Annotated in this window: 21 protein-coding genes; 12 read left to right on the top strand and 9 right to left on the bottom strand. The window is 72.9% G+C overall.

Translation table 11 applies throughout. From position 1 onward, the window contains the following. Positions 1–73 precede the first annotated feature (73 nt). From rapZ to FB455_RS01740, 8 genes are all read left to right on the top strand, one after another. Complete coding sequence (gene rapZ / locus FB455_RS01705) at positions 74–985, top strand: RNase adapter RapZ (protein WP_221488539.1); 912 nt, start codon at positions 74–76, stop codon at positions 983–985. Further along, positions 982–1,986: a gluconeogenesis factor YvcK family protein gene (locus tag FB455_RS01710; protein ID WP_013287468.1), complete on the top strand. Its 1,005-nt coding sequence runs from the start codon at positions 982–984 to the stop codon at positions 1,984–1,986. Before rapZ ends, FB455_RS01710 begins: the two co-directional genes overlap by 4 nt. Positions 1,987–2,040: 54 nt before the next feature. Continuing rightward, on the top strand, positions 2,041–3,021 hold the full coding sequence (whiA, locus tag FB455_RS01715) for a DNA-binding protein WhiA (protein WP_013287467.1): 981 nt from the start codon (positions 2,041–2,043) through the stop codon (positions 3,019–3,021). Positions 3,022–3,285: 264 nt separating this feature from the next. Then, entirely contained in the window at positions 3,286–4,290 is a 1,005-nt protein-coding gene (gene gap, locus FB455_RS01720) for a type I glyceraldehyde-3-phosphate dehydrogenase (RefSeq protein WP_013287466.1), read from the top strand. 52 nt (positions 4,291–4,342) lie between these two features. Continuing rightward, positions 4,343–5,542, top strand: coding sequence for a phosphoglycerate kinase (locus FB455_RS01725; RefSeq protein WP_145751931.1), 1,200 nt, complete (start codon positions 4,343–4,345; stop codon positions 5,540–5,542). Beyond that, on the top strand, positions 5,543–6,334 hold the full coding sequence (gene tpiA / locus FB455_RS01730; RefSeq protein ID WP_013287464.1) for a triose-phosphate isomerase: 792 nt from the start codon (positions 5,543–5,545) through the stop codon (positions 6,332–6,334). A gap of 95 nt (positions 6,335–6,429) precedes the next feature. Next, on the top strand, positions 6,430–6,690 hold the full coding sequence (gene secG, locus FB455_RS01735; protein WP_013287463.1) for a preprotein translocase subunit SecG: 261 nt from the start codon (positions 6,430–6,432) through the stop codon (positions 6,688–6,690). Positions 6,691–6,820: 130 nt separating this feature from the next. After that, on the top strand, positions 6,821–7,165 hold the full coding sequence (locus FB455_RS01740; protein ID WP_013287462.1) for an RNA polymerase-binding protein RbpA: 345 nt from the start codon (positions 6,821–6,823) through the stop codon (positions 7,163–7,165). A 66-nt stretch (positions 7,166–7,231) separates the two neighbouring features. On the opposite strand, the gene pgl is transcribed toward FB455_RS01740, so the two are convergent. The 6 genes from pgl to tkt all read right to left on the bottom strand — a co-directional run bounded on the left by pgl (position 7,232) and on the right by tkt (position 15,653). Beyond that, a complete protein-coding gene (pgl, locus tag FB455_RS01745; protein ID WP_013287461.1) occupies positions 7,232–8,002 on the bottom strand; it encodes a 6-phosphogluconolactonase in 771 nt (256 codons plus the stop codon). A gap of 69 nt (positions 8,003–8,071) precedes the next feature. Beyond that, the gene (locus tag FB455_RS01750; protein WP_013287460.1) at positions 8,072–9,088 is read right to left on the bottom strand and encodes a glucose-6-phosphate dehydrogenase assembly protein OpcA; all 1,017 of its coding nucleotides are present in this window, start codon (positions 9,086–9,088) and stop codon (positions 8,072–8,074) included. Then, positions 9,085–10,599: a glucose-6-phosphate dehydrogenase gene (gene zwf, locus FB455_RS01755; RefSeq protein WP_013287459.1), complete on the bottom strand. Its 1,515-nt coding sequence runs from the start codon at positions 10,597–10,599 to the stop codon at positions 9,085–9,087. The genes FB455_RS01750 and zwf overlap by 4 nt, the downstream gene beginning before the upstream one ends. 50 nt (positions 10,600–10,649) lie before the next feature. Further along, entirely contained in the window at positions 10,650–12,218 is a 1,569-nt protein-coding gene (locus FB455_RS01760; RefSeq protein WP_013287458.1) for a glucose-6-phosphate isomerase, read from the bottom strand. A 101-nt stretch (positions 12,219–12,319) separates the two neighbouring features. Beyond that, the gene (gene tal, locus FB455_RS01765; protein WP_013287457.1) at positions 12,320–13,498 is read right to left on the bottom strand and encodes a transaldolase; all 1,179 of its coding nucleotides are present in this window, start codon (positions 13,496–13,498) and stop codon (positions 12,320–12,322) included. A gap of 16 nt (positions 13,499–13,514) precedes the next feature. Beyond that, on the bottom strand, positions 13,515–15,653 hold the full coding sequence (tkt, locus tag FB455_RS01770) for a transketolase (protein ID WP_013287456.1): 2,139 nt from the start codon (positions 15,651–15,653) through the stop codon (positions 13,515–13,517). A 263-nt stretch (positions 15,654–15,916) separates the two neighbouring features. Between tkt and FB455_RS01775 the strand changes: the two genes are divergently transcribed. From FB455_RS01775 to FB455_RS01785, 3 genes are all read left to right on the top strand, one after another. Then, a complete protein-coding gene (locus FB455_RS01775) occupies positions 15,917–16,876 on the top strand; it encodes a heme o synthase (RefSeq protein WP_013287455.1) in 960 nt (319 codons plus the stop codon). A 219-nt stretch (positions 16,877–17,095) separates the two neighbouring features. Then, complete coding sequence (locus tag FB455_RS01780) at positions 17,096–17,428, top strand: hypothetical protein (RefSeq protein ID WP_013287454.1); 333 nt, start codon at positions 17,096–17,098, stop codon at positions 17,426–17,428. Between the two features lie 10 nt (positions 17,429–17,438). Then, a complete protein-coding gene (locus FB455_RS01785) occupies positions 17,439–18,356 on the top strand; it encodes an ATP-grasp domain-containing protein (RefSeq protein WP_013287453.1) in 918 nt (305 codons plus the stop codon). 42 nt (positions 18,357–18,398) lie between these two features. Here the strand turns inward: FB455_RS01785 and FB455_RS01790 are convergent, their stop codons facing one another. After that, positions 18,399–18,992, bottom strand: coding sequence for a TetR/AcrR family transcriptional regulator (locus FB455_RS01790; RefSeq protein ID WP_013287452.1), 594 nt, complete (start codon positions 18,990–18,992; stop codon positions 18,399–18,401). Positions 18,993–19,054: 62 nt separating this feature from the next. Here FB455_RS01790 and FB455_RS01795 point away from each other — a divergent pair, with 62 nt between their 5' ends. Then, positions 19,055–19,771, top strand: coding sequence for a CPBP family intramembrane glutamic endopeptidase (locus FB455_RS01795; protein WP_013287451.1), 717 nt, complete (start codon positions 19,055–19,057; stop codon positions 19,769–19,771). A gap of 25 nt (positions 19,772–19,796) precedes the next feature. Here FB455_RS01795 and FB455_RS01800 read toward each other — a convergent pair whose 3' ends face one another. Both FB455_RS01800 and FB455_RS01805 read right to left on the bottom strand, forming a co-directional pair. After that, the gene (locus FB455_RS01800) at positions 19,797–21,464 is read right to left on the bottom strand and encodes a right-handed parallel beta-helix repeat-containing protein (protein ID WP_013287450.1); all 1,668 of its coding nucleotides are present in this window, start codon (positions 21,462–21,464) and stop codon (positions 19,797–19,799) included. A 73-nt stretch (positions 21,465–21,537) separates the two neighbouring features. Next, complete coding sequence (locus tag FB455_RS01805) at positions 21,538–22,500, bottom strand: COX15/CtaA family protein (protein WP_174361723.1); 963 nt, start codon at positions 22,498–22,500, stop codon at positions 21,538–21,540. Positions 22,501–22,565 lie beyond the last annotated feature (65 nt).

Raw genomic sequence — 22,565 nt, forward strand, 5'->3', positions numbered from 1 at the left:
CCATGCGCGGCCGACCGGGCCGCGGCGCCACGGCTGGGGGTAGCGGGTGAGCGAGGCGCGTACAGCGGGTGACCTGGGGCCGACCGAGGCGGAGACGACGCCGGTGCGACCGGCGCCGGCCGAGTCGGACACCTCCCTGGTGGTGGTGACCGGCCTGTCCGGCGGCGGGCGCAGCACCGTGGCGCGGGCGCTGGAGAACGTCGGCTACTACGTGGTCGACAACCTGCCGCAGGCGCTGCTGCTGGACATGGCCGAGCTGGCGTTCAAGGCCGGTGGCGCGGCCCGGCGTACGGCGATGGTGCTGGACGTGCGCTCGCGCGCGTTCTCCACCGACCTGGCCGGGGCGATCCGGGAGCTGCGTGAGCGCGGCTTCCAGCCCCGGGTGGTCTTCGTCGACGCCGACGACGAGGTGCTGATCCGGCGGTTCGAGAGCGTGCGCCGCTCGCACCCGTTGCAGGGCGACGGGCGGCTGGCCGACGGCATCGCTGTCGAGCGGGCGCTGCTGGAGGAGGCCCGCGAGCAGGCCGACGTGATCATCGACACCAGCCACCTGAACGTGAACCAGCTGCGCCGCCGGGTCGAGGAGCTGTTCGGCGGCGAGGACGCCCGCCGACTGCGGATCACCGTGATCTCGTTCGGCTTCAAGTACGGCCTGCCGCCGGACGCCGACTTCGTGATGGACGCCCGGTTCCTGCCGAACCCGTACTGGGTGCCGGAGCTGCGCGAGCACACCGGCCGCGAGGAGGCGGTGAGCGCGTACGTGCTGGGCCAGGAGGGCGCCGACGCGTTCGTGGCCGGGTACGCCGACCTGGTCAACGCCACCACCGCCGGGTTCGAGCGGGAGGGCAAGCGCTACCTGACCGTGGCGGTCGGCTGCACCGGCGGCAAGCACCGCAGCGTGGCGATCGCCGAGGAGCTGGCCTCCCGGCTGCGTCACTCCGGTATCGCCGCGAACGCCCAGCACCGGGACCTGGGGCGGGAGTGACCCTGACCAGGGTGGTCGCCTTCGGCGGCGGGCACGGGCTCTCGGCGTCGCTGCGGGCGCTGCGTCACTGCGTACCCGAACTGGACCTGGACATCACCGCGGTGGTCACCGTCGGTGACGACGGCGGCTCCAGCGGCCGGTTGCGCGCCGAGCGCGGCGGCCTGCCGCCGGGCGACCTGCGGCAGGCGCTCGTCGCGCTGGCCGGTGACCATCCGGCCACCCGGCGCAGCGCGGCGTTGTTCCAGCACCGCTTCGCCGCCGCCGTGCCGCAGGCGCCGACGCCGGCCGCGCCGGTGCCGGTCGCGGTCGGCGACTCGCTCGCCGGCCACGCGGTCGGCAACCTGCTGCTGCACGGGCTCACCGAGCTGCTCGGCGACCCGGTGGCCGCGCTCGACCACGCCGGGGCGATGCTCGGCGCGGTGGGGCGGGTGCTGCCGATGTCCCGCCAGCCGGTGGGCATCGAGGCCCGGGTCCGCGGCGCCGACCCGGAGCACCCGGACGAGGTGTCCACGGTGCGCGGCCAGCACCAGGTCGCGGTCACCCCGGGCACCGTCGAGTCGCTGCGGCTCAACCCGTCGGCGCCGGCCGCGTGCGCCGAGGCGGTGACAGCGGTACGCGCCGCGGACTGGCTGATCTTCGGGCCGGGCAGCTGGTACACGAGTGTGCTGCCGCACCTGCTGGTGCCGGGGCTGGCCGACGCGATCGTGTCCAGCCCGGCGCGGCGGCTGGTGACGCTCAACCTGGTGGCCGAGAAGGAGACCTCGGGGCTCTCCCTGCCCGACCATCTGGACACACTGCGGCGCTATCTGCCCGAGTTGAAGGTGGACCGGGTGCTCGCCGACTCCACGGCGGTGGGTGATCCCGCGGCGGTCGAACGTGCGGCAGAATCGCTGGGTGCCCGGCTGGTCCTCGCTCCCGTCGCCGTCCTGGACGGCACGCCCCGTCATGATCCAGCCGCCCTGGGCGCCGCGCTGGTGCCTGTCCTGCGCGCCGATCGTTAGACACGTACGTAATCACCGGCGACACGCCGGAACCGGTCCGTGAGGGGGCGCACTATGGCGATGACGGCTGCGGTCAAGGACGAGCTGAGTCGGGTCGACGTGCCCAAGCCCTGCTGTCGGCGGGCGGAGATGGCCGCCCTGCTGCGTTTCGCCGGCGGCCTGCACATCGTGTCGGGCCGCGTGGTGGTCGAGGCGGAGCTGGACACCGGCGCGGTCGCGCGCCGGCTGCGGCGGGAGATCGCCGAGGTGTACGGCTACTCCAGCGAGATCCACGTGCTCGCCTCCGGCGGGCTGCGCAAGGGCAGTCACTTCATCGTGCGGGTGGTCAAGGACGGCGAGGCGCTCGCCCGGCAGACCGGCCTGCTCGACGTGCGGGGCCGCCCGGTGCGCGGCCTGCCGCCGCACGTGGTGGCCGCGAACGTCTGCTGTGCCGTGTCGGCGTGGCGGGGCGCGTTCATGGCGCACGGCTCGCTCACCGAGCCGGGCCGCTCCAGCGCGCTGGAGATCACCTGCCCCGGCCCGGAGTCGGCGCTGGCGCTCGTCGGCGCCGCCCGCCGGATCGGCATCACCGCCAAGAACCGCGAGGTGCGCGGCGTGGACCGGGTGGTGGTCAAGGACGGTGACGCGATCGCCGCGCTGCTCACCCGCATAGGTGCGCACTCCAGCGTGCTGGCCTGGGAGGAGCGGAGGGTACGCCGGGAGGTGCGCGCCACAGCGAACCGGCTGGCCAACTTCGACGACGCCAACCTGCGCCGCTCCGCGCGCGCTGCGGTGGCCGCCGCCGCCCGGGTGACCCGCGCGCTGGAGATCCTCGCCGACGACGCGCCGAACCACCTGACCTCGGCCGGGCGGCTGCGCCTGGAGCACCGTCAGGCCTCGCTGGAGGAACTGGGCGCGCTCGCCGAGCCGCCGCTGACCAAGGACGCCATCGCCGGCCGGATCCGCCGGCTGCTCGCGCTGGCCGACAAGCGTGCCCGTGACCTGGGCATCCCGGATACGGAAGCGGCAGTCACGCCGGACATGCTCGTGGTCTGATAGGACTCGGGCGGCAGTGCACCGCGAGCGGGATCACCACCCGCCGCAGCGCGACGCCGCGCGCTCGGATATGGTCGCTGCGTACGGCAAGGGGGCCGGAACAGGCGCTCCTCGCCGTGCTCACCGCCTCGGGCGGTCAGGTCTCCGTGACCGCGGCGGGGTGGCCGAGATGACATGTCGACGGCCGGCTCCAACGGTCGGCGCACACACCTCCGCCGGCAGCGGTCTGGCGCCGGCGGACCAGAACGCGAGGAGATGGGACCTGTGACCATCCGGGTTGGCATCAACGGCTTCGGCCGGATCGGCCGCAACTTCTTCCGGGCAGTGCTGGCGTCCGGCGCTGACATCGAGGTCGTGGCGGTCAACGACCTGACCGACAACGCGACGCTCGCCCACCTTGTCAAGTACGACAGCATCCTGGGCCGCCTCCCGCACGAGGTGAAGGCCACCGCCGACGAGATCACCGTGGGCGGCAAGACCATCAAGGCGTACGCCGAGAAGGACCCGGCGAAGCTGCCGTGGGGCGAGGTCGGCGCCGACGTGGTCATCGAGTCCACCGGCTTCTTCACCGACGGCACCAAGGCGAAGGCGCACCTCGACGGCGGGGCCAAGAAGGTCATCATCTCCGCTCCGGCGAAGAACGAGGACGTCACGGTGGTCATGGGCGTCAACCAGGACCAGTACGACCCGGCCAAGCACAACATCATCTCGAACGCCTCCTGCACCACCAACTGCCTCGCGCCGATGGCGAAGGTCCTGCAGGACACGTTCGGCATCAAGCAGGGTCTGATGACCACCATCCACGCGTACACGCAGGACCAGAACCTGCAGGACGCGCCGCACAAGGACCTGCGCCGGGCCCGGGCCGCCGCGCTCAACATCGTGCCGACCTCGACCGGTGCCGCGAAGGCCATCGGCCTGGTCCTGCCGGAGCTCAAGGGCAAGCTGGACGGCTACGCGCTGCGCGTGCCGATCCCGACCGGCTCGGCCACCGACCTGACCGTCGAGGTCGGCCGGGAGACCACTGTGGACGAGGTGAACGCCGCGCTCAAGGCCGCCGCCGAGGGCCCGCTGCGGGGCATCCTCACCTACAACGAGGACCCGATCGTCTCCGCCGACATCGTGACCGACCCGGCGTCGTGCATCTTCGACGCGCCGCTGACCAAGGTGATCGGCAACCAGGTCAAGGTCGTCGGCTGGTACGACAACGAGTGGGGCTACTCGAACCGCCTGGTCGACCTGGTCAAGCTGGTCGGTCAGTCCCTGTGAGTGCGAGGAGCGAGCTTGCGAGCCCCGCAGTCACGAACGGAGGGCTAGCTCTGTGACGATCCGTAACCTCGACGACCTGCTCGCCGAGGGGGTGTCGGGTCGGCGCGTGCTGGTGCGCGCCGACCTGAACGTCCCGCTCGACAAGCAGACCGGGGACATCACCGACGACGGCCGGATCCGGGCCGTCCTGCCGACGCTGAGCGCGCTGGTGCAGGCCGGCGCGAAGGTGGTCGTCTGCTCGCACCTGGGCCGCCCGAAGGGCGCGCCGGACCCGCAGTTCAGCCTGCGCCCGGTCGCCGGGCGGCTCGGTGAGCTGCTCGGTGCCCCGGTGCACGTCGCCGAGGACACCGTCGGCGACTCGGCGCGGTCCACCGTGGCCGACCTGGCCGACGGCCAGGTCGCGCTGCTGGAGAACCTGCGCTTCAACAAGGGCGAGACCAGCAAGGACGACGCCGAGCGGGGCGCATTCGCCGACCAGCTCGCGGCGTTCGGCGACGCCTACGTGGACGACGCGTTCGGCGCGGTGCACCGCAAGCACGCCAGCGTGCACGACGTAGCGGCCCGGCTGCCGCAATACGCGGGCCGGCTGGTGCTGCGCGAGGTCGAGGTGCTCAGCCGCCTCACCGGCGAGCCGGAGCGGCCGTACGTGGTGGTGCTGGGCGGCTCGAAGGTCTCGGACAAGCTCGCAGTGATCGAGGCGCTGCTGCCGACCGTGGACCGGCTGCTCATCGGCGGCGGGATGTGCTTCACCTTCCTCAAGGCCCAGGGCCACGAGGTGGGCACGTCGCTGCTGGAGAAGGACATGGTCGAGACCTGCCGCAACCTGATGGAGCGCGCGCCGGGCAAGATCATGCTCCCGGTCGACGTGGTGGTCGCCGACGCGTTCGCGCCGGACGCCGCGCACGACACCGTGCCCGCCGACGGCATCCCGAGTCACCGGCTGGGCCTGGACATCGGCCCGGAGACGGTGGCCGGTTTCGCCGCCGCGCTGTCGCAGGCGAAGACCGTCTTCTGGAACGGCCCGATGGGCGTGTTCGAGATGGCGGCGTTCGCCAACGGCACCCGCGGCGTGGCCGAGGCGATCACCAAGGCCGACGCGTTCAGCGTGGTCGGCGGCGGCGACTCGGCCGCGGCGGTGCGCGCGCTGGGCCTGGACGAGTCCTCGTTCGGGCACATCTCCACCGGTGGTGGCGCCTCCCTGGAATACCTGGAGGGCAAGACCCTCCCCGGCATCGCGGCCCTGGAGAACTGAATGGCGAGCACGACCCGCCGGCCGCTGATGGCCGGCAACTGGAAGATGAACCTGAACCACCTCGAGGCCAACCTGCTGGTGCAGAAGCTGGCCGCGAGCCTGAACGAGAAGCAGCTCACCGACGTCGAGTGCGTGGTGCTGCCGCCCTTCACCGACCTGCGTACCGTGCAGACCGCCGTGGACGGCGACAAGCTGCTGATCGGCTACGGCGCGCAGGACCTGTCGCCGCACCCGTCCGGCGCGTACACCGGTGACATCGCCGGGCCGATGCTCGCCAAGCTGGGCTGCGGCTACGTGGTGGTCGGGCACTCCGAGCGGCGGCAGTACCACAACGAGGACGACGCGCTCGTCAACGCGAAGGTGTCGGCGGCGCTGGCGAACGGGCTCACCCCGATCCTCTGCATCGGTGAGGGCCTGGAGGTCCGGGAGCAGTCGGGTCAGGTGCGGCACTGCTGCGACCAGCTCGACGGCGCGCTGAAGGGGCTCACCGCCGAGCAGGTCACCAAGGTCGTCGTGGCGTACGAGCCGGTCTGGGCGATCGGCACCGGCAAGACGGCGACCCCGGACGACGCCCAGGAGGTCTGCGGCGCGGTGCGCAAGCGCATCGCCGAGACCTACGACGAGGGCACCGCCGAGCAGGTCCGGATCCTGTACGGCGGGTCGGTCAAGGCGTCGAACGTCGCCGCGATCATGGCGCAGCCGGACGTGGACGGGGCTCTGGTCGGGGGCGCCAGCCTGGACGCGGAGGAGTTCGCGCAGATCTGCCGGTTCCCGGAGCACATCACCCGCTGATCGCTCGCTATCCTTGACGCTGCCCGTCCACCGGTCGGTGCCGCCGTGCCCGACAGGTCCGGGCAGTGATCGCAACGAGAGGACTGACCCCCGCCATGCCGATCTGGTTCGCCTACACGATGATCGTGTTGCTGGTCATCACGAGCGTCCTGCTCACCCTGCTGATCCTCCTGCACCGCGGCAAGGGCGGCGGGTTGTCGAGCATGTTCGGCGGCGGCGTCAGCTCCAGCCTGGCCGGTTCGTCGGTGGCCGAGAAGAACCTCGACCGCTACACCGTTCTGGTGGGAATCGTCTGGTTCGCGTGCATCGTCGGGCTTGGGCTCTGGCTGCGGCTGCAGATGGCCAGCGGCACCTGAGCCGACGCTGAGAAGCGTACAATCTGCGCGCGGTCCGTCACGGACCGCGCGCAGTTTTGTTTCTCCGCACGTCGCCCGTCGCCCACCCCCTCCGGCGGCGGTCCCCTCCGACGACAGGGAGCGAGCAACCGTGCCCAGCAACAACGTCATCCGCGGCACCCGGATCGGGTCCGCCCCCGAGCGGTTCGACCAGCGGGTCGAGCCCGCGCCGCGCCGGCCGGTCGTCTACTGGTGCCGCCACGGGCACCGCGTCGAGTTCCTGATCGCCGCCGAGGCGGAGACGCCCGCCGCCTGGGAGTGCCCCCGCTGCGGCGAGCCGGCCGGCCCCGACCCGGGCGACCCGCCGGGCCGCCAGCGCGCCGAGCCGTACAAGACCCACCTGGCGTACGTGCAGGAGCGGCGTACGCCGGAGGAGGGGGAGGCGCTGCTCGCCGAGGCCCTCGACGCGCTGCGGCGTCGCCGCGGTCGCGCCTGACCCGAGGTGTTAAGGAGGGGCCCCTTCTCTACCGGAGACGTTAAGAAGGGGCCCTTCCTTACATGCTCAGCGCAGGCTGCGCAGCCGCGGCGGCACGCTGGCCGCCGCGGCCCGGTCGAGGAGCCAGAGGGTACGGGAGACGCCCCGCACCCCGGCGGCAGGCAGCTGCACCGGCCCGGCCCCGGCCAGCGCCATGCCCACCGCCCGGGCCTTGTCCGCCCCGGCGGCGATCAGCCAGACCTCCTCGGCCGTGTTGATGGTCGGGAGCGTCAGCGTGGTCCGCACCGGCGGCGGCTTCGGGCTGCCCCGCACGGCGCTGACCGGCCGGTTGTCGTGGTGCACCGGGTGCTCCGGGAACACCGACGCGACGTGCCCGTCCTCGCCGACGCCGAGCATCAGCACGTCGAAGTGCGGCACCACCGCGTTTCCGGGCCGGGCCGCGGCGGCCAGCTCCCGCGCGTACCCGGCGGCAGCCGCCTCCGGGTCCTCACCGGCCGGGCCGTCCGACGCCGGCATCGGGTGCACCCGGGCCGGGTCGAGCGGCACCGTGTCCAGCAGCGCCGCCCGTGCCTGCGTCTCGTTACGCTCCGGGTCGCCGCCGGGCAGGAACCGCTCGTCGCCCCACCACACGTCGACCCGGGACCAGTCGACGGCGTCCCGGGCGGGCAGCTGCCCGACCGCCCGGTACACCGCCGCGGCGATCCGCCCGCCGGTCAGCACCACCGACGCCTGGCCGCGCTCGGCCTGCGCGTCGAGCAGCTTCACCACCAACCGGGCCGCCACCGCCTGCGCCAGCAGGTCGGGGTCGGCGTGTACGGCGACACTCGCCTCAGTCATCCGTCGAGCCCTCGTGCTCCGACCGCCCACCGGCGGTCACCTGTGCCTCCGACCACCCGGTCCGGGCGGTCACTCGTTCGCGGTCGCGCCCGCGTGCGCGGTCACGCCGGCCTCGGCCCGCTGGGCGGTCGCCGGATCCTTCCACACGTGCACCCGCTGGGCCGGACGCTGGTCGAGGCCGGTGATCCCGGCCGCAGCGCCGAGCGCCTCCGCGTAGACCTGGTCGGCGTCGAGGCGGCGCAGCTCCTCGGCCAGCTCGTCGCCGAGCGGCCGGCGCACCAGCGGCAGCGTGCGGTCCTCCTGCCCGGTACGCCGGAACACCGCGACGCTGTCGTCCCGCGTGAGCGTCAGCTCGTCGCCGTTGGCGCAGCGCAGCTGCACCTGGCGCATCCGCGGGAACTCCTCGGTGGCGGTCAGGACCGGGTCGATGCCGAGCCGGGCCTTGAGCCAGCCGCGCATCAGCGCCGCCGTCGGGTCCGACGGGGGCGCCACCACGCTCGCCTCGGTGACCCGGGCCTGGGTGGTGTCGAACGCGCCCGCCACGAGCGTGCGCCACGGGGTGATCCGGGTCCACGCCAGGTCGGTGTCGCCCGGGGCGTAGTCGTGGGCCCGCTGCCGCAGCTCGGCGATCGGGTCGGCCGCCTGCGCCGCGTCGGTGATCCGCCGGTCCGCGACCACGCCGAGGAAGTCGGTGGAGATCTCCTCCGGCGGCTCGCCGTGCCACCACGTCACCACCGGTACGTCCGGCACCAGCAGCGGCATCACCACCGACTCGGCGTGCAGCGCGAGCCGCCCGTACATCCGGGTCACCACCGCCTCGCACGGCCCGAGCCGGCCACCCACGACGATCTCCGCGTCCAGCCGGTTGCGGTCGCGTTCCACGTCGGAGCGGACCACCACGAGCAGCCGGCACGGGTGCGCCGCCGCGGCGATGGTGGCCGCCGCCTCGGCCTCGCGTACCCGCTTCTCGTCCACCACCACGATCAGCGTGAGCGCCATGCCACTGGCCACCCCGCCCGCGCTGCGCCGTTCCGCGGCCAGCGCCTTGACCACCTCGTTGCCGGTGGTGTCCCACAGCCCGATCATGCTCTTCTCCAAGCCCGGCCCTCGCGGGCCAGCATCTCGTCGGCGGCCCGGGGCCCCCACTCACCGGCCCGGTACGGCTCCGGGGTCGTGCCCTCCCAGGCGTGCTCCAGCGGGTCGACGACCTGCCAGCTCTGCTCCACCTCGGCGGCGTCCGGGAACAGCGTCCGGTCGCCGATCAGCACGTCCAGCACCAGCCGCTCGTACGCCTCGGGGCTGGACTCGGTGAACGCCTCGCCGTACTGGAAGTCCATCGCGATGTCGCGGACCTCCATCGTGGTGCCCGGCACCTTGGAGCCGAACTTCAGCACCACGCCCTCGTCCGGCTGTACCCGGATGACGAGCTGGTTGGGGCCGAGGGACTCCATGTCGGCGGCGTTGAACGGCAGGTGCGGCGCCTTCTTGAACATGATGGCCACCTCGGTGACCCGCCGGGGCAGCCGCTTGCCGGCCCGGATGTAGAACGGCACCCCGGCCCAGCGGCGGTTCTGGATGCCCAGCTTCACCGCCACGTACGTCTCGGTGGTGGAGCCCTCCGGGACGCCCTCCTCCTCCAGGTAGCCCTTGGCGCGCTCGCCGCCCACCCAGCCGGGCAGGTACTGGCCGCGCACGGTGTCCTCGGAGACGTCCCGCGGCACGGTGATCGCCTTGAGCACCTTGAGCTTCTCGGCCCGGATCTCGTCGGCGTCGAAGCTCGTCGGTTCCTCCATCGCGACCAGGGCGAGCAACTGGAGCAGGTGGTTCTGGAGCACGTCGCGGGCGGTGCCGACCGAGTCGTAGAAGGCCGCGCGGGTGCCGATGCCGACGTCCTCGGCCATGGTGATCTGCACCGAGTCGACGTACTTGGAGTTCCACAGCGGCTCGAACAGGTTGTTCGCGAAGCGCAGCGCCAGGATGTTCTGGACCGTCTCCTTGCCCAGGTAGTGGTCGATCCGGAACACGTCCTGGCGGGTGAAGACGTCGTCGACCAGGTCGTTGAGCGCCTTGGCCGAGGGCAGGTCGTTGCCGAACGGCTTCTCCACCACGACCCGCCGCCAGCCGCCGGACTTGGCGTTGTCCGCCATGCCGGTGCGGGCGAGCTGCTTGAGCACCACCGGGAAGGCCGCCGGGGGGATGGAGAAGTAGAAGGCCGCGTTGCCGGGGATGCCGTGCGAGCCGCGCAGCTCGTCGAGCGTGGCGGCGAGATGGTCGAACGCCGCGTCGTCGTCGAACGAGCCGCCGACGAACTTGATGTTGCCGGCGAGCCGGGCCCACACCTCCTCCCGCCACGGTGTGCGGGCGTGCTTCTTGGCCGCGTCGTGCGCCACCGACTCGAAGTCGCCGTCGCCCCAGTCGCGGCGGGCGAAGCCCAGGACCACGAAGCCGGGCGGCAGGAGCCCTCGGTTGGCCAGGTCGTAGACCGCCGGCAGCAGCTTCTTGCGGGCCAGGTCACCCGTCACCCCGAAGATCACCAGGGCACACGGCTCGGGGATCCGGGGCAGCCGCCGGTCCTGCGGATCGCGCAGCGGGTTCACCGGGCCACCTCCTCCTGCGTCTCGGTCCGCTGATTCCAGGTCGTTGATCGTCACGTGCGTGTCCGTCCGGCCGTTTCCAGGAGCTGGGCGACGCCCGTCGCCCGCTCGGTCAGGTGCAGTCGCAGCACCGGTCGCTCCCGGCCGGCCAGGGCCCGCCGGTCGCCGGCGGCCTGGGCCGCCTGGAGCTGCGCGAAGGTGTACGGACGACCGGGCACCTCCAGATCATCGGTGACCGCACCGGTGATCTGGAGGTGCCGGCCGTGGATGTCGGTGTGTTGCGGCCGGCGCGGTCCCCAGCCGAAGGTGACCGGCCGTCCGGCGGCCCGCGCCAGCAGCGGGCGCAGCCCGGCGACCGCCGCGTCGGCGTGCCGGTCGAGGTACGCGGTCACCACGAGGTGCTCCCGTTCACCCAGCCCGTCGAGCAGCCAGCGCAGCGCGCCGGTCAGGTCGGCCGGGGCGCCGCTCGGGGCGTACACCTCGATCGCGCCGTCGACCGACGACGGCGGCCCGCTCTCCGGCGCGTCGCCGGCCACTGCGGCGGCGGGCGACGCGAACGGGTCGGTCCGCAGCGTCACCGCGGCGGTCGCCGCCGCGTAGGCCCAGGTGAGCAGGTGCGCGCCGAGTGGTCCGTTGACCGCGACGTCGGCGGACACGCCCGGTCCGACACCGGCGCCGAGGGCGCCACCGAGACCGACCGTCAGCACGCCCGGCCCGGTGGCGCCGGGGGAGTCGGGGGACTCCGCGACCACGGGCAGCAGCCGTCCACCTGTCGCGTCGGCGAGCAGCGCGCCGGCCCAGCGGCCCAGACCGTCGAGGCCGGTGCCGTCGGGAACCAGCGCGATCGTGTCCCGGCCGGAGCCGGGCGCCGCGCCCAGTGCCGCGCCGAGCGCCAGGGCCGGATTGTCCCGGTCCCGGTCGAGCGCGCCGGTGAGCGCCTCGGCCTCGTCCAGCACCTCGGCCACCGGAGCGCCGGCCAGCGCCGCTGGGACCAGGCCGGACGCGGTGAGCGCGGCCCACGGCCCGGACACGCCGGGCTCGGCCGGGATCACCATCGCGCCCAGCTCGTCGGCGCGCGCCGCGAGTTCCGAGCCGGGTTCGGTGACCACCACGACGTGCCGGGCGGCGTCCGGGCCCTCGTCCGCCCACGCCTGCCGGTAGGCGCGCAGGTGGGCGTCGGTGGCCGGGTCGAGGCCGTGCCGTGCGGCGAGCACCAGGAGGGTACGCGCCGGACGATCGGCGAGCGCGGCCCGGATCGGTCCCGGGTCGGCGGTGTCGAGCACCGTCAGCGGCCGGCCCAGGCACTCGGCCAGCACCTCCGCGGCGAGCGTGTCGTCGTGTGCGCCGGCCAGCACCACGTGGTCCAGGTCGCCCAGCTCGGCGGCCAGTTCGGCGAGCTGGGGGAGCAGGTCCCGGCTGCGCCGGTGAGCGTGCAGCCAGCCCAGCCGGTCGAGGGCCGCCGGCTCGGCGGCGGGCCCCCAGAGGGCCGGGTCCGCGGCGGCGAGCCGGGCCGGGACGTCGTGGGAGACGAGCGTGGCGCGCGTGGACGCGCCGAGAGCGTCCGCGCCGCGCACGGCCAGGCCGGCGGCCATGTCCGCCCGCCCGGCCAGCAGGTCACTCACCGCGCCACCTCGGCTCGCTCAAGGCAGACCACCTCACCCGGTCCACGGTACGGCGCGACGCGTCCCGGGGCCCGGCCCCGGGACGCGTCGGACGCCGTCGGTCACGCGTTGCCGCCGGCCTGCTGCGCCGCCTGCGCGTTCTTCCCGGCGGCCCGGTGCGGGCTGCCCGAGCCCTTGGCCGCCTCGGCGAGGGACTTCTTGACCCCCTCCAGCAGCTCCACCCAGCTCGCCTCGAACTTCTCCACGCCCTCGCGCTCCAGCGTGGCGATCACGTCGGACAGGTCCACGCCCACCGCCAGCAGGTCGTCGAAGACCTTGCGGGCGTCGTCGTACGCGACGGTGACGGTGTCCGCCTTCGTCTCGCCGTGCTCGGCGTAGGCGTGGACGACCGGCTCCGGCATGGTGTTGACGGTGCCGGGCGCGATCAGCTCCTCGACGTAGATGACGTCCCGGTAGTCCGGGTTCTTCGTCGAGGTGGAGGCCCACAGCGGGCGCTGCGGGTGGGCGCCCGCGTCGGCCAGCTTCTGCCAGCGCGCCGAGGAGAACACCTCGCCGTAGCGCTCGTACGCCAGCCGGGCGTTGGCGACCGCGGCCTTGCCGCGCAGCGCCTTGGCCTGGTCCGAGCCGATCTTCTCCAGCCGCTTGTCCACCTCGGTGTCGACCCGGGAGACGAAGAACGAGGCGACCGAGCCGATCTTCGACAGGTCGTGCCCGTTGGCCTGCGCCTGCTCCAGGCCGGCCAGGAAGGCGTCCATCACCTGCGAGTACCGGTCCAGACCGAAGATCAGCGTGACGTTGACGCTGATCCCCTCGGCCAGGGCCGCGGTGATCGCGGGCAGGCCCTCCTCGGTGGCCGGGATCTTGATGAACAGGTTCGGCCGGTCCACCAGCCACCACAGCGCCTTGGCCTCGGCGACGGTCTTCGCCGCGTCGTGCGCCGAGCGCGGGTCCACCTCGATCGACACCCGGCCGTCCACGCCGCCGCTGACGTCGTACGACGGTCGCATCACGTCGCAGGCCCACCGCACGTCGTACGTGGTGAGCATGCGGACCGCCTCCTCGACGTCCACGCCGCGTACGGCGAGGTCACGAAGCTGCCAGTCGTACTCGTCGGCGTCGCTCAACGCCTTCGCGAAGATCGTCGGGTTGGTGGTCACCCCGGCTACGTGGCTCTCCCGGCGCAGCTTGTCCAGCCCGCCGGAGGTCAGCCGTACCCGGGAGAGATCGTCGAGCCAGATCGCCACACCGGCGCCCTGGAGCTCCTTCAGCCTGTCCGTCATGCCGTCCACGCTCCCCTCAGTTGCCGGTCGTGAAACCGGTGATGTCGCCCACCCGGGTCAGCGCCGCGTGCGCGGCGGCCACGATCCGGTCGGGGGTGAACCCGAACTGCTCGAAGAGCACGGTGTGCGGCGCGCTGGCGCCGTAGTGCTCGATGCTCACGCACTCGCCGCTGTCGCCGACGATCGCGCGCCACGACATGGCGATACCCGCCTCCACGCTCACCCGTGCCTTTACCCCGCGAGGCAGCACCGACTCCCGGTACGCCTCGTCCTGGGCGAAGAACCACTCCTGGCAGGGCATGGAGACGACCCGGGTGGGGGTGCCGTCGGCCTCCAGCCGCTCCCGCGCGGTGAGGCAGAGCTGCACCTCCGAGCCGGTGCCGACGAGGATCACCTGCGGCTTGCCGTTCGACGCCTCGGCCAGCACGTACCCGCCCTTGGCGACGCCCTCGGCGCCGGCCAGGTCGGTGCGGTCGAACGTCGGCAGCGCCTGGCGGCTGAGCGCCAGCGCGGTCGGCCGGTCGGTGTGCTCCAGCGCCTGCCGCCACGCCCAGACCGTCTCGTTGGCGTCGGCCGGGCGGACCACGTCCAGGCCGGGGATGGCCCGCAGCGCGGTCAGGTGCTCGATCGGCTGGTGCGTCGGGCCGTCCTCGCCGAGGCCGATCGAGTCGTGCGTCCAGACGTACGTCACCGGCAGCTTCATCAGTGCGGCCAGCCGCACCGCCGGGCGCATGTAGTCGCTGAACACCAGGAACGTGCCGCCGTACGGGCGGGTGCCGCCGTGCAGGGCGATGCCGTTGAGGATCGCGCCCATGGCGTGCTCGCGGATACCGAAGTGCAGCGTGCGGCCGTACTCGTCACCCGGGAAGTCCTTGGTGGCGTGCGCGGCCGGGACGAACGACGGCTCGCCCTTCATCGTGGTGTTGTTGCTCTCGGCCAGGTCGGCCGAGCCGCCCCACAGCTCGGGCAGCACCGGCGCCAGGGCCTCCAGGATCTTGCCGGAGGCGGCCCGGGTGGCGACGCCCTTGGCGTCCGCCGGGAAGGTCGGCAGCGCGTCGGTCCAGCCGGTCGGCAGCGTACGGCTGGCCATCCGGTCCCACAGCGCCTTGCGCTCCGGGTTGGCCTGCGCCCAGGCGTCGAACCCGGTGGTCCACTCGGCCTGCTCCTGCGCGCCGCGCTCCAGCACCTGACGGGCGTGCTTGAGCACCTCCTCGTCGACCTCGAAGGTGCGCTGCGGGTCGAAGCCGAGGATCTCCTTGGTGGCCTTCACCTCGTCCGCGCCGAGCGCCGAGCCGTGGATCTTGCCGGTGTTCTTCTTGTTCGGCGCGGGCCAGCCGATGATCGTGCGCAGCGCGATGAACGACGGCCGGCCGGTCTCCGCCTTGGCGGCCAGCAGCGCCTCGTACAGCGCCTCCACGTCCTCGTGGTAGTCGCCCTGGTCGGCGTCGCCGCGGCGCCAGTCGACGGTCTGGACGTGCCAGCCGTACGCCTCGTAGCGGGCCGCCACGTCCTCGCTCTTGGCGATGCGGGTGTCGTCCTCGATCGAGATCTCGTTGTCGTCGTAGATCACGCAGAGGTTGCCGAGCTGCTGGTGACCGGCGAGCGCGCTGGCCTCGTGGGTGATGCCCTCCTCGATGTCACCGTCGGAGGCGATGCACCAGATGTCGTGCCGGAACGGCGAGTCGGCGCGGTCCGGCTCGGGGTCGAACAGGCCGCGCTCGCGGCGGGCCGCCATCGCCATGCCGACCGCGTTGCCGAGGCCCTGGCCGAGCGGACCGGTGGTGGTCTCCACGCCCGGGGTGTGGCCGTGCTCCGGGTGGCCCGGGGTGAGCGAGCCCCACTGGCGCAGCGCCTTGAGGTCGTCCAGCGCCAGCGGGTAGCCGGAGAGGAAGAGCTGGATGTAGAGAGTCAGGCTGGAGTGCCCGGCCGACAGCACGAACCGGTCGCGTCCGGCCCAGTTCGGGTCGGCGGGGTTGTGCCGCATGACCCGGTTGAAGAGCAGGTACGCCACCGGGGCGAGGCTCATCGCCGTCCCCGGGTGGCCGTTGCCGGATTTCTCCACGGCGTCCATGGCCAGCACGCGGACCGTGTCGACGGCCCTGCGGTCGAGGTCGGACCAGTTGAGAGCGGGAAGCTCGGGTCGGTTGGCAGCCACGATGGTTGTGCTCCTCGGCAGATGGGCGGAACCCTCACTGATGACCCTATCGAGCGGTGCTAAACGTCCGCCCGGGGATCTCAGCATGCTGTTCTGTACGGATCGCGGACGTCCGGTCGTTCAACCCCAGGTGTGACGGCTCGCACCGTTGCCGGGTCCACGGGGCAGCGAAAACGACGCCGCGTAGTGTGTGGGGCGGTGTGTGGACCCGCAGCGGTCCGGGCCGAACGACCTCCCCCGCCGATGCCGGAAGGTGGCAATCCGTGAGCATGATCACCGAGCGCCCCGTCAGCAACCCTGCCGGGCAGTCGCCGGTGGGCGCGGTGGCGGAGGCGCCGGCGAGCGGCCGGCGGGACGTACGCGCCGTGGTGGCGGCGTACGTGACGCTGACCAAGCCGCGGATCGTCGAGCTGCTTCTGGTCACCACAGTGCCGGCGATGATGCTGGCCCACGGCGGGATGCCGTCGCTGTGGCTGGTCGCCGTGGTGCTGGTCGGCGGGTCGCTCGCGGCCGGTGCGGCGAGCGTCATCAACTGCTACATCGACCGCGACATCGACCAGCTCATGCGGCGCACCAAGCGCCGCCCGCTGCCCGCGCACACCGTGTCGCCGCGCAGCGCGCTGGTCTTCGGCCTGGTGCTGGCGGCCGTGTCGGTGGCGCTGATGGCGGTGGCGACGAACTGGCTGGCGACGGTGCTGACGGTCGCCGCGATCGCCTACTACGACCTGGTCTACACGCTGTGGCTGAAGCGGACCACCGCCGCCAACACGTTCTGGGGCGGCATCTGCGGCGCCGCTCCGGTGCTGATCGGCTGGGCCGCTGTCACCGGCACGCTGGCACCGGCCGCGTGGGGCCTGTTCGCTGTCGTCTTCTTCTGGCAGATGCCGCACTTCTACGCGCTGGCCATCAAGTACAAGGCCGACTACGCCCGCGCCGGTGTGCCGATGCTGCCGGTGGTGGCCTCGGTCCGGCGGGTGAACGCGGAGATCATCGGCTTCTCCTGGCTGACGGTGCTCTCCTCGCTGGCGGTGTGGCCGCTCGGGATGAGCCCGATCTACGGCGTCACCGCGCTCGTGGTCGGCGGGATCTTCCTCGTCGAGGCGCACAAGCTGTGCCGGCGCGCGACGCGCGGCGAGGCGGTCAAGCCGATGCGGCTGTTCCACTGGTCCACCACGTACCTCACGATCCTCTTCGCGGCCGTCGCGCTCGACGCGCTGCTCTGACCCGCCCGTCCGGCGGTTCATCAGAAATTTTTTTCGGGCTTCCCCGGACGTGTTCAACCCGGACAGATTGTGACGATCCCGCCCGTCCGCTTCGCCCAGATATAAGCGACATGTGCGGGCAAATTACCTGTGGTTCTTCTTAAACCGATGGGTAATTGGCATCACATTCAGTTCATGGTTCTCGCACATCCGGGTGGAACTCTGCTTAGGCTTCGCGTCATGGCAGATGGTTCCGATACGACGCTGACGGCTGACAAGACCGCCGAGCAGGCCCCCAACGGCCTGGTCGCGGGCATCAAGTCGTTCGCCGCCGGACACGGCGGCGCGAAGGCGGTCATCGAGTACGTCGGCAAGCGCGGCGCACGGATCGTCCTCGTGGGTTCCGACGGGGTATGGGCGGACCAGTTCGCCGACGGCACGGACGTCGCACGCCAGGCCTGCGCCAAGGCCGGGGTCGACGTCGAGAACGCCTGGGAGCGTGAACTGATGGACCAGATGCGTCCGAGCAACGACCTGTGGCGGTCGATGGCCCGGCGCACGATGGCCCGTTGACATATACCGAATGACCGACCACCACCAGTCGACCCGGGGGAGACCCCGGGTCGCTTTCGTCACCTGCGCCGAGCTGCCCGACCTCGACCCGGACGACCGGCTCGCGCTCGGCCCTCTCGCCGCCCGCGGCGTCACCGCCGAGATCGCCGTCTGGGACGACCCGGCAGTCGACTGGTCCGGGTACGACCTGGTCGTGCTCCGCTCCCCGTGGGACTACGCCCTGCGGCGGGACGAGTTCGTGGCCTGGGCGCGTACCGTGCCGGCCCTGGTCAACCCGGCCGACGTGGTCGCCTGGAACACCGACAAGCGCTACCTGTCCGAGCTGTCCGCCGCCGGGGTGCCCACCGTGCCGACGGAGTGGGTCGAGCCGGGACAGGCGTGGACGCCGCCGTCCGGGGGCGAGTACGTGATCAAGCCGGCCGTCAGCGCCGGCAGCCAGGACACCGGCCGCTACGACCTGACCGACAGGGAGCACCGCGAGCTGGCGCCGGCCCACGTCCGGCGGCTCTCCGACGCCGGGCGGGTCACCATGGTCCAGCCGTACCTCGACGCGGTGGACACCGCCGGGGAGACCGCGCTGCTGTTCCTGGCCGGGCCCGGCGGCCTGGCGTTCAGCCACGCGATCCGCAAGGGCCCGATGCTGACCGGGCCGGACCTGGGCGAGGCCGCGCTCTACAAGGAGGAGCGGATCGACGCCCGCGTCGCCACGGCGGAGCAGCGCGCGGTGGCCGACAAGGTGCTCGCGGTGGTGCCCGGCGGCCCGGACCGCCTGCTCTACGCCCGCGTCGACCTGATCCCCGGCCCGGACGGCGAGCCCGTGCTGGTCGAGCTGGAGCTGACCGAGCCGAGTCTGTTCGTCGGGTACGCCGACGGCGCCCCGGACCGGCTCGCCGACGCGGTGCTCACCCACCTGGCCCGCCGCCGCTGACCTCCGGGGCCCGGCCGAGCCGGGTCGCGGATGCCGGCCGGTTCAGGCGACGGCCGCCGTGAGCCGGGCCAGGTGGGCGTCGATCTCCGCGCGTGCGTCCGCGGGATCCAGGCCGGTGGTCAGGATCCGTACCGTGACGCCGTCCAGCAGCGTCGCCAGCGCGGCGGCCTCGGCCCGCGCGTCCACGTGCCCGGCGATGCCACCCGCGGCCCGGCCGAGCGTGAGCAGCCGCTCGACGTTGGCCCGCATCTGCGCCTCGCTCTCCGCCAGGATCGCCGCGACCTGCTCGTCGACGAGCGCCTCGGCGGTGAGGACCAGCCAGACGCGGGCCTCGAAGGCCCGTTCGGCGTCCAGCGGGACGAGTTGGCGCACCGCCTGCCGGATCACCTCCGGCGTGACCGGGTCGGCGGGGATCGTCCGGGCCCGCGCCACCACGCGTCCGGCCAGGTGGTCCATTGCCGCCCGGACCATCAGTTCCCGAGCCGGCAGGTAGTGCTGCGCGGTCGCCAGCGGCATGCCGGCCTCGGCGGCGACGGCCCGCACCGTCATCCCGGCCGACCCCGCCCGCGCCAGTACGACGCAGGCCGCCGCGCCGAGATGACGCCGCCGCTCCTCGTGGTCCACAACCTTGGGCACGAGGTGATCATAGATGGTCGGTCATTTGACCGATATAGGTCGGCCGCCTAACGTTGCCCGGCATGACCGCACCCCTCACCGACACCGCACGCGACACCCGCCGGTTCAGCTACCTCGACATGGCGCTCGTGCTCGCCGTCGGCGTCGGCCTGGCCAACTCGGCGGTCGCGGACCTGCTGGCCCGGGGACCGGCGCGGCTGGGCATGCCGGAGACGGCGGCGTCCACCATCGCCTGGGCCCTGATCAACGGCACCCAGCTCGCTGTCGGCCTCGCGGTGGTGCGCCACCGCTTCGGCGAGATCGCCCGGCCGCTGCGGCTCGTCCGCCCGGCGGGCCGCCAGGTGGGCGCCGCGGTGGGCTGGGGCCTGGCCAAGGCCGCGCTCACCCTCGTGCTCGTGGTGGCGCTGCCCGCGGCGCTCGTCGAGGGCGGCGGTGGTGAGGGCGGCTACCCCGCCGGAAGCCTGCTCGCGCAGTTCGCCTTCGCGTTCGCCTTCGGCGCCGTCGTCTCCCCGCTCTACGAGGAGATCCTCTACCGGGGTGTCTTCTACCAGGGGCTGGCCGCGCGGCTGCCCGCCGTGGCCGCCGTGGTGCTGTCGGCGGCCTTCTTCGCCGTCGTACACCTGCCCCGGGTCTTCAACACCGTCAGCGCGCTCTTCGCCGGGCTGCTGTTCGCCTGGCTGCTGCACCGCCACCGCAACCTCTGGGTGCCGATCCTCGCCCATGCCGTCAGCAACGGAACGCTCGTCGCGCTGGCGTTCGCCGCCGAGGCGTCCGCCTGACCGCCCGGAGGCGGCGACAGCCCGCTCAGTCGCGGTCGCTGTGGTTACGTGCCCAGCGACCACCGATCGGCGGCGTGTCCAGTCGCAGCGCGGCCTCGGTGCCGGCCAGGTCGTTGTCCTCGAACGCGCAGGACACGCAGCTGCCCGCCTCGGTGACCCAGATCCCGTACGCCTGGGTGTCGGCGTCCCGGTGCCAGATCCGGTTGCCGCGCACGGTGGCCGAGTCGAACGGCGCGGCGATCGTGATGCCGCCGCACGCCGGTGGCGAGTCGGGCAGCTCGTACGCCGTGCCGGGCCCCGGTGTGTCCGCGCTCCAGCCGGTGGAGCCGTCCGGGCGTACCTCGGCCAGGGAGAGCCCGGTGGCGCTGTTGTCGGACACCACCGCGTCCCGCGAGCCGACCCGGACCACCTTGCCCCGGTGCCCGCCGGCCGGCCAGTCGGCGTTGCCGTCGGCGACCTCGCGCGGGCCGTACCGCACCGCCTCGCCGGAGCCGGAGCAGGCCGGGGCGGAGCGGCGGCCGTTGTCCCGGATCCGGTTCCCGACGATCGACGTGTCGAGCATCGGCCGGTCGATCCGGATGCCGTCCAGCGCGTTCTCCCGGATGTCGTTGTCCTGGATCACCACGTCGGCCGCCGCGCCCCGGTAGCCGTGGCCCAGGTCGTGCTCGTGGTAGCCGAAGCCACCGTTGCGGCTGATCCGGTTGGCCTGCACCGCGTACGGGCCGGGGGTGTTGCCCATGCTGATGCCGTCGCCGACGTTGTAGTCGATCACGCAGCCGGTGACCAGGCCGCCGCGCCCGGCGACCCCGGCGGTGCCGTTGCCCGACACGTCGAAGCCGGCCTCCAGGTTGTTGGTCATGGTGCAGGCGGAGACGATCAGCCCGTCCGCTCCCCAGTCGGAGATGCCGAACCGGTTGGCCTGGCTGTGGCAGCCGACGATCCGGATGCCGCGCGGCGGGGTCCAGTAGTCCTTCTGCAGCTCCAGGAAGATGCCGTTGGTGCCGTTGCCGATGGTGGTGCAGTTGGCGATGGTGAGGCGCTCCACGTCGCCCCAGCCGCCGATGCCGACGCCGATCCCCGCGCCGCCCATCTGGTCGCCGTTGTCCAGCCGGCCGCATCCCACCACGACCACGCCGTCGATCAGGCTGTCCTGGAGGAAGTCACAGCCCAGGCCGGTCGCCCCGGTGTGGTGGATGTAGAGGTTGCGGAACACGCCGCGCACCACGTACTGCAGGCCCAGCCCTTTGGCCAGGTAGTCGTAGGACGTCTGGGCCACGCCGGAGCCGTCGATCTCGAAGTCGGCGAACGAGCAGTCGGCGATGTGCCGGTCCCGGTCCGCGCCGTGCTGCACGGTGGTCCAGAAGGCGAGCGGGACCGGTGCGCTGCGGTTGCCCTCGTTGCTGAGCAGGAAGCGGGTCGCTGCCGGTCCGGCGCCGATCAGCGAGACGCCGCTGCGCCAGACGGTGCCGGCGTCGCGGATCGAGTACAGGCCGGGCGGGCAGTAGATCACCCGGGCCCGGCCGTCGGCGTCGTACCCGGCGCCGAGGCGGTCCACCAGCGCCGCCAGGGCGGGCTGGTCGTTGGTGACCCCGTCGCCGGTGAGGCCGTACTCGCGGGCGTCGCACCACAGCGGCGCGCCGGCGACCGGGGTCAGCCGTTGCGGGGTGGTGGTGGAGAGGCTCTTGCGCGACACGGGGAGCTCCCCTCGGGCGACTGTCGGTGGCCCGTGCCGCTTTCCCGCTCCCGCCGCGCGGTAACGCCCGCGCTCAGGCGGCGGCGCCCACCCGTTGCGCGGCAGGCGCGGCCGGGGCCTCCGGGGCGGCCGGCAGCCGCTCCCGGGTGGCCCAGAGCACGCCGAGGGTGGCCAGCAGCACCAGGCAGGAGCCGAGCATGTGCGCGCCGACCAGCACGGCGGGCAGGTGGGTGAAGTACTGGACGAAGCCGATCACGCCCTGGCCCAGCTCGACCGCGATCAGCACCGCGGCGGCCCGGGCCGCCCGCGCCGCGCCGACCGCCCGGAACGCGAAGTACAGCGCGACCGACAGGCCGATCAGCAGGAAGACGCCGTCGGCGTGCACCTGGGAGATCGCCGCCGGGTCCAGGCCGTTGCGGGCCGCGCCGTGGTCGCCGGCATGCGGTCCGCTGCCGGTCACCCAGGTGCCCACGACCAGCACCGACGCGCTCACCGCCGTGGTGATCCAGGCGAGCGTACGCAGCGGCGCCGGCACGGTCGGCGCCACCGGCCCGTCCGGGTCCTTGATGCGCCGCCAGAGCGCGTACGCGACCGCGATCACCGCCATCGAGGCGAGGAAGTGCAGCCCGACCACCCACGGGTTGAGGTTGGTGAGCACCGTGATGCCACCGATGATCGCCTGGGCCGGGATGCCGAACAGCACGCCCACGGCCAGCGGCAGCGTCCCGCGGCGGCGGGGGCGGTGCGCCAGCACGGCCAGCACCACGGCGAGCGCGATGATCCCGACCGCGAAGGTGAGCAGCCGGTTGCCGAACTCGATCACCCCGTACACGCCCATCTCGGGTGTCGTGGTGTAGGAGTCCTCGGTGCACCGGGGCCAGGTGGGGCAGCCGAGGCCGGAGGCGGTGAGCCGGACGGCCCCGCCGGTGACCACGATCGCGACGTTCGCGATGATCGAGGCGAGCGCGAGGCGGCGCAGCAGCGTGGCGGAGACCGGAAACCGGACGGATCGCTTCACGAAGCGAATCCTACGCACCGTAGTTGATCCCGATCGGGTGACTCCGGCACACCGGTGGTCGGAATCACCGGACCCCGGGTTTG

It is taken from the genome of Micromonospora sp. CNZ296 (assembly GCF_007827635.1).

Excerpts from the sequence above, each read along its gene's own strand:
- whiA (WP_013287467.1), top strand. The coding sequence starts at position 2,041 with ATGGCGATGACGGCTGCGGTCAAGGACGAGCTGAGTCGGGTCGACGTG.
- secG (WP_013287463.1), top strand. The coding sequence starts at position 6,430 with ATGCCGATCTGGTTCGCCTACACGATGATCGTGTTGCTGGTCATCACG.
- tal (WP_013287457.1), bottom strand. The coding sequence starts at position 13,498 with ATGACGGACAGGCTGAAGGAGCTCCAGGGCGCCGGTGTGGCGATCTGG.
- pgl (WP_013287461.1), bottom strand. The coding sequence starts at position 8,002 with ATGACTGAGGCGAGTGTCGCCGTACACGCCGACCCCGACCTGCTGGCG.
- FB455_RS01795 (WP_013287451.1), top strand. The coding sequence starts at position 19,055 with ATGACCGCACCCCTCACCGACACCGCACGCGACACCCGCCGGTTCAGC.
- FB455_RS01780 (WP_013287454.1), top strand. The coding sequence starts at position 17,096 with ATGGCAGATGGTTCCGATACGACGCTGACGGCTGACAAGACCGCCGAG.
- FB455_RS01785 (WP_013287453.1), top strand. The coding sequence starts at position 17,439 with ATGACCGACCACCACCAGTCGACCCGGGGGAGACCCCGGGTCGCTTTC.
- tpiA (WP_013287464.1), top strand. The coding sequence starts at position 5,543 with ATGGCGAGCACGACCCGCCGGCCGCTGATGGCCGGCAACTGGAAGATG.
- FB455_RS01750 (WP_013287460.1), bottom strand. The coding sequence starts at position 9,088 with ATGATCGGGCTGTGGGACACCACCGGCAACGAGGTGGTCAAGGCGCTG.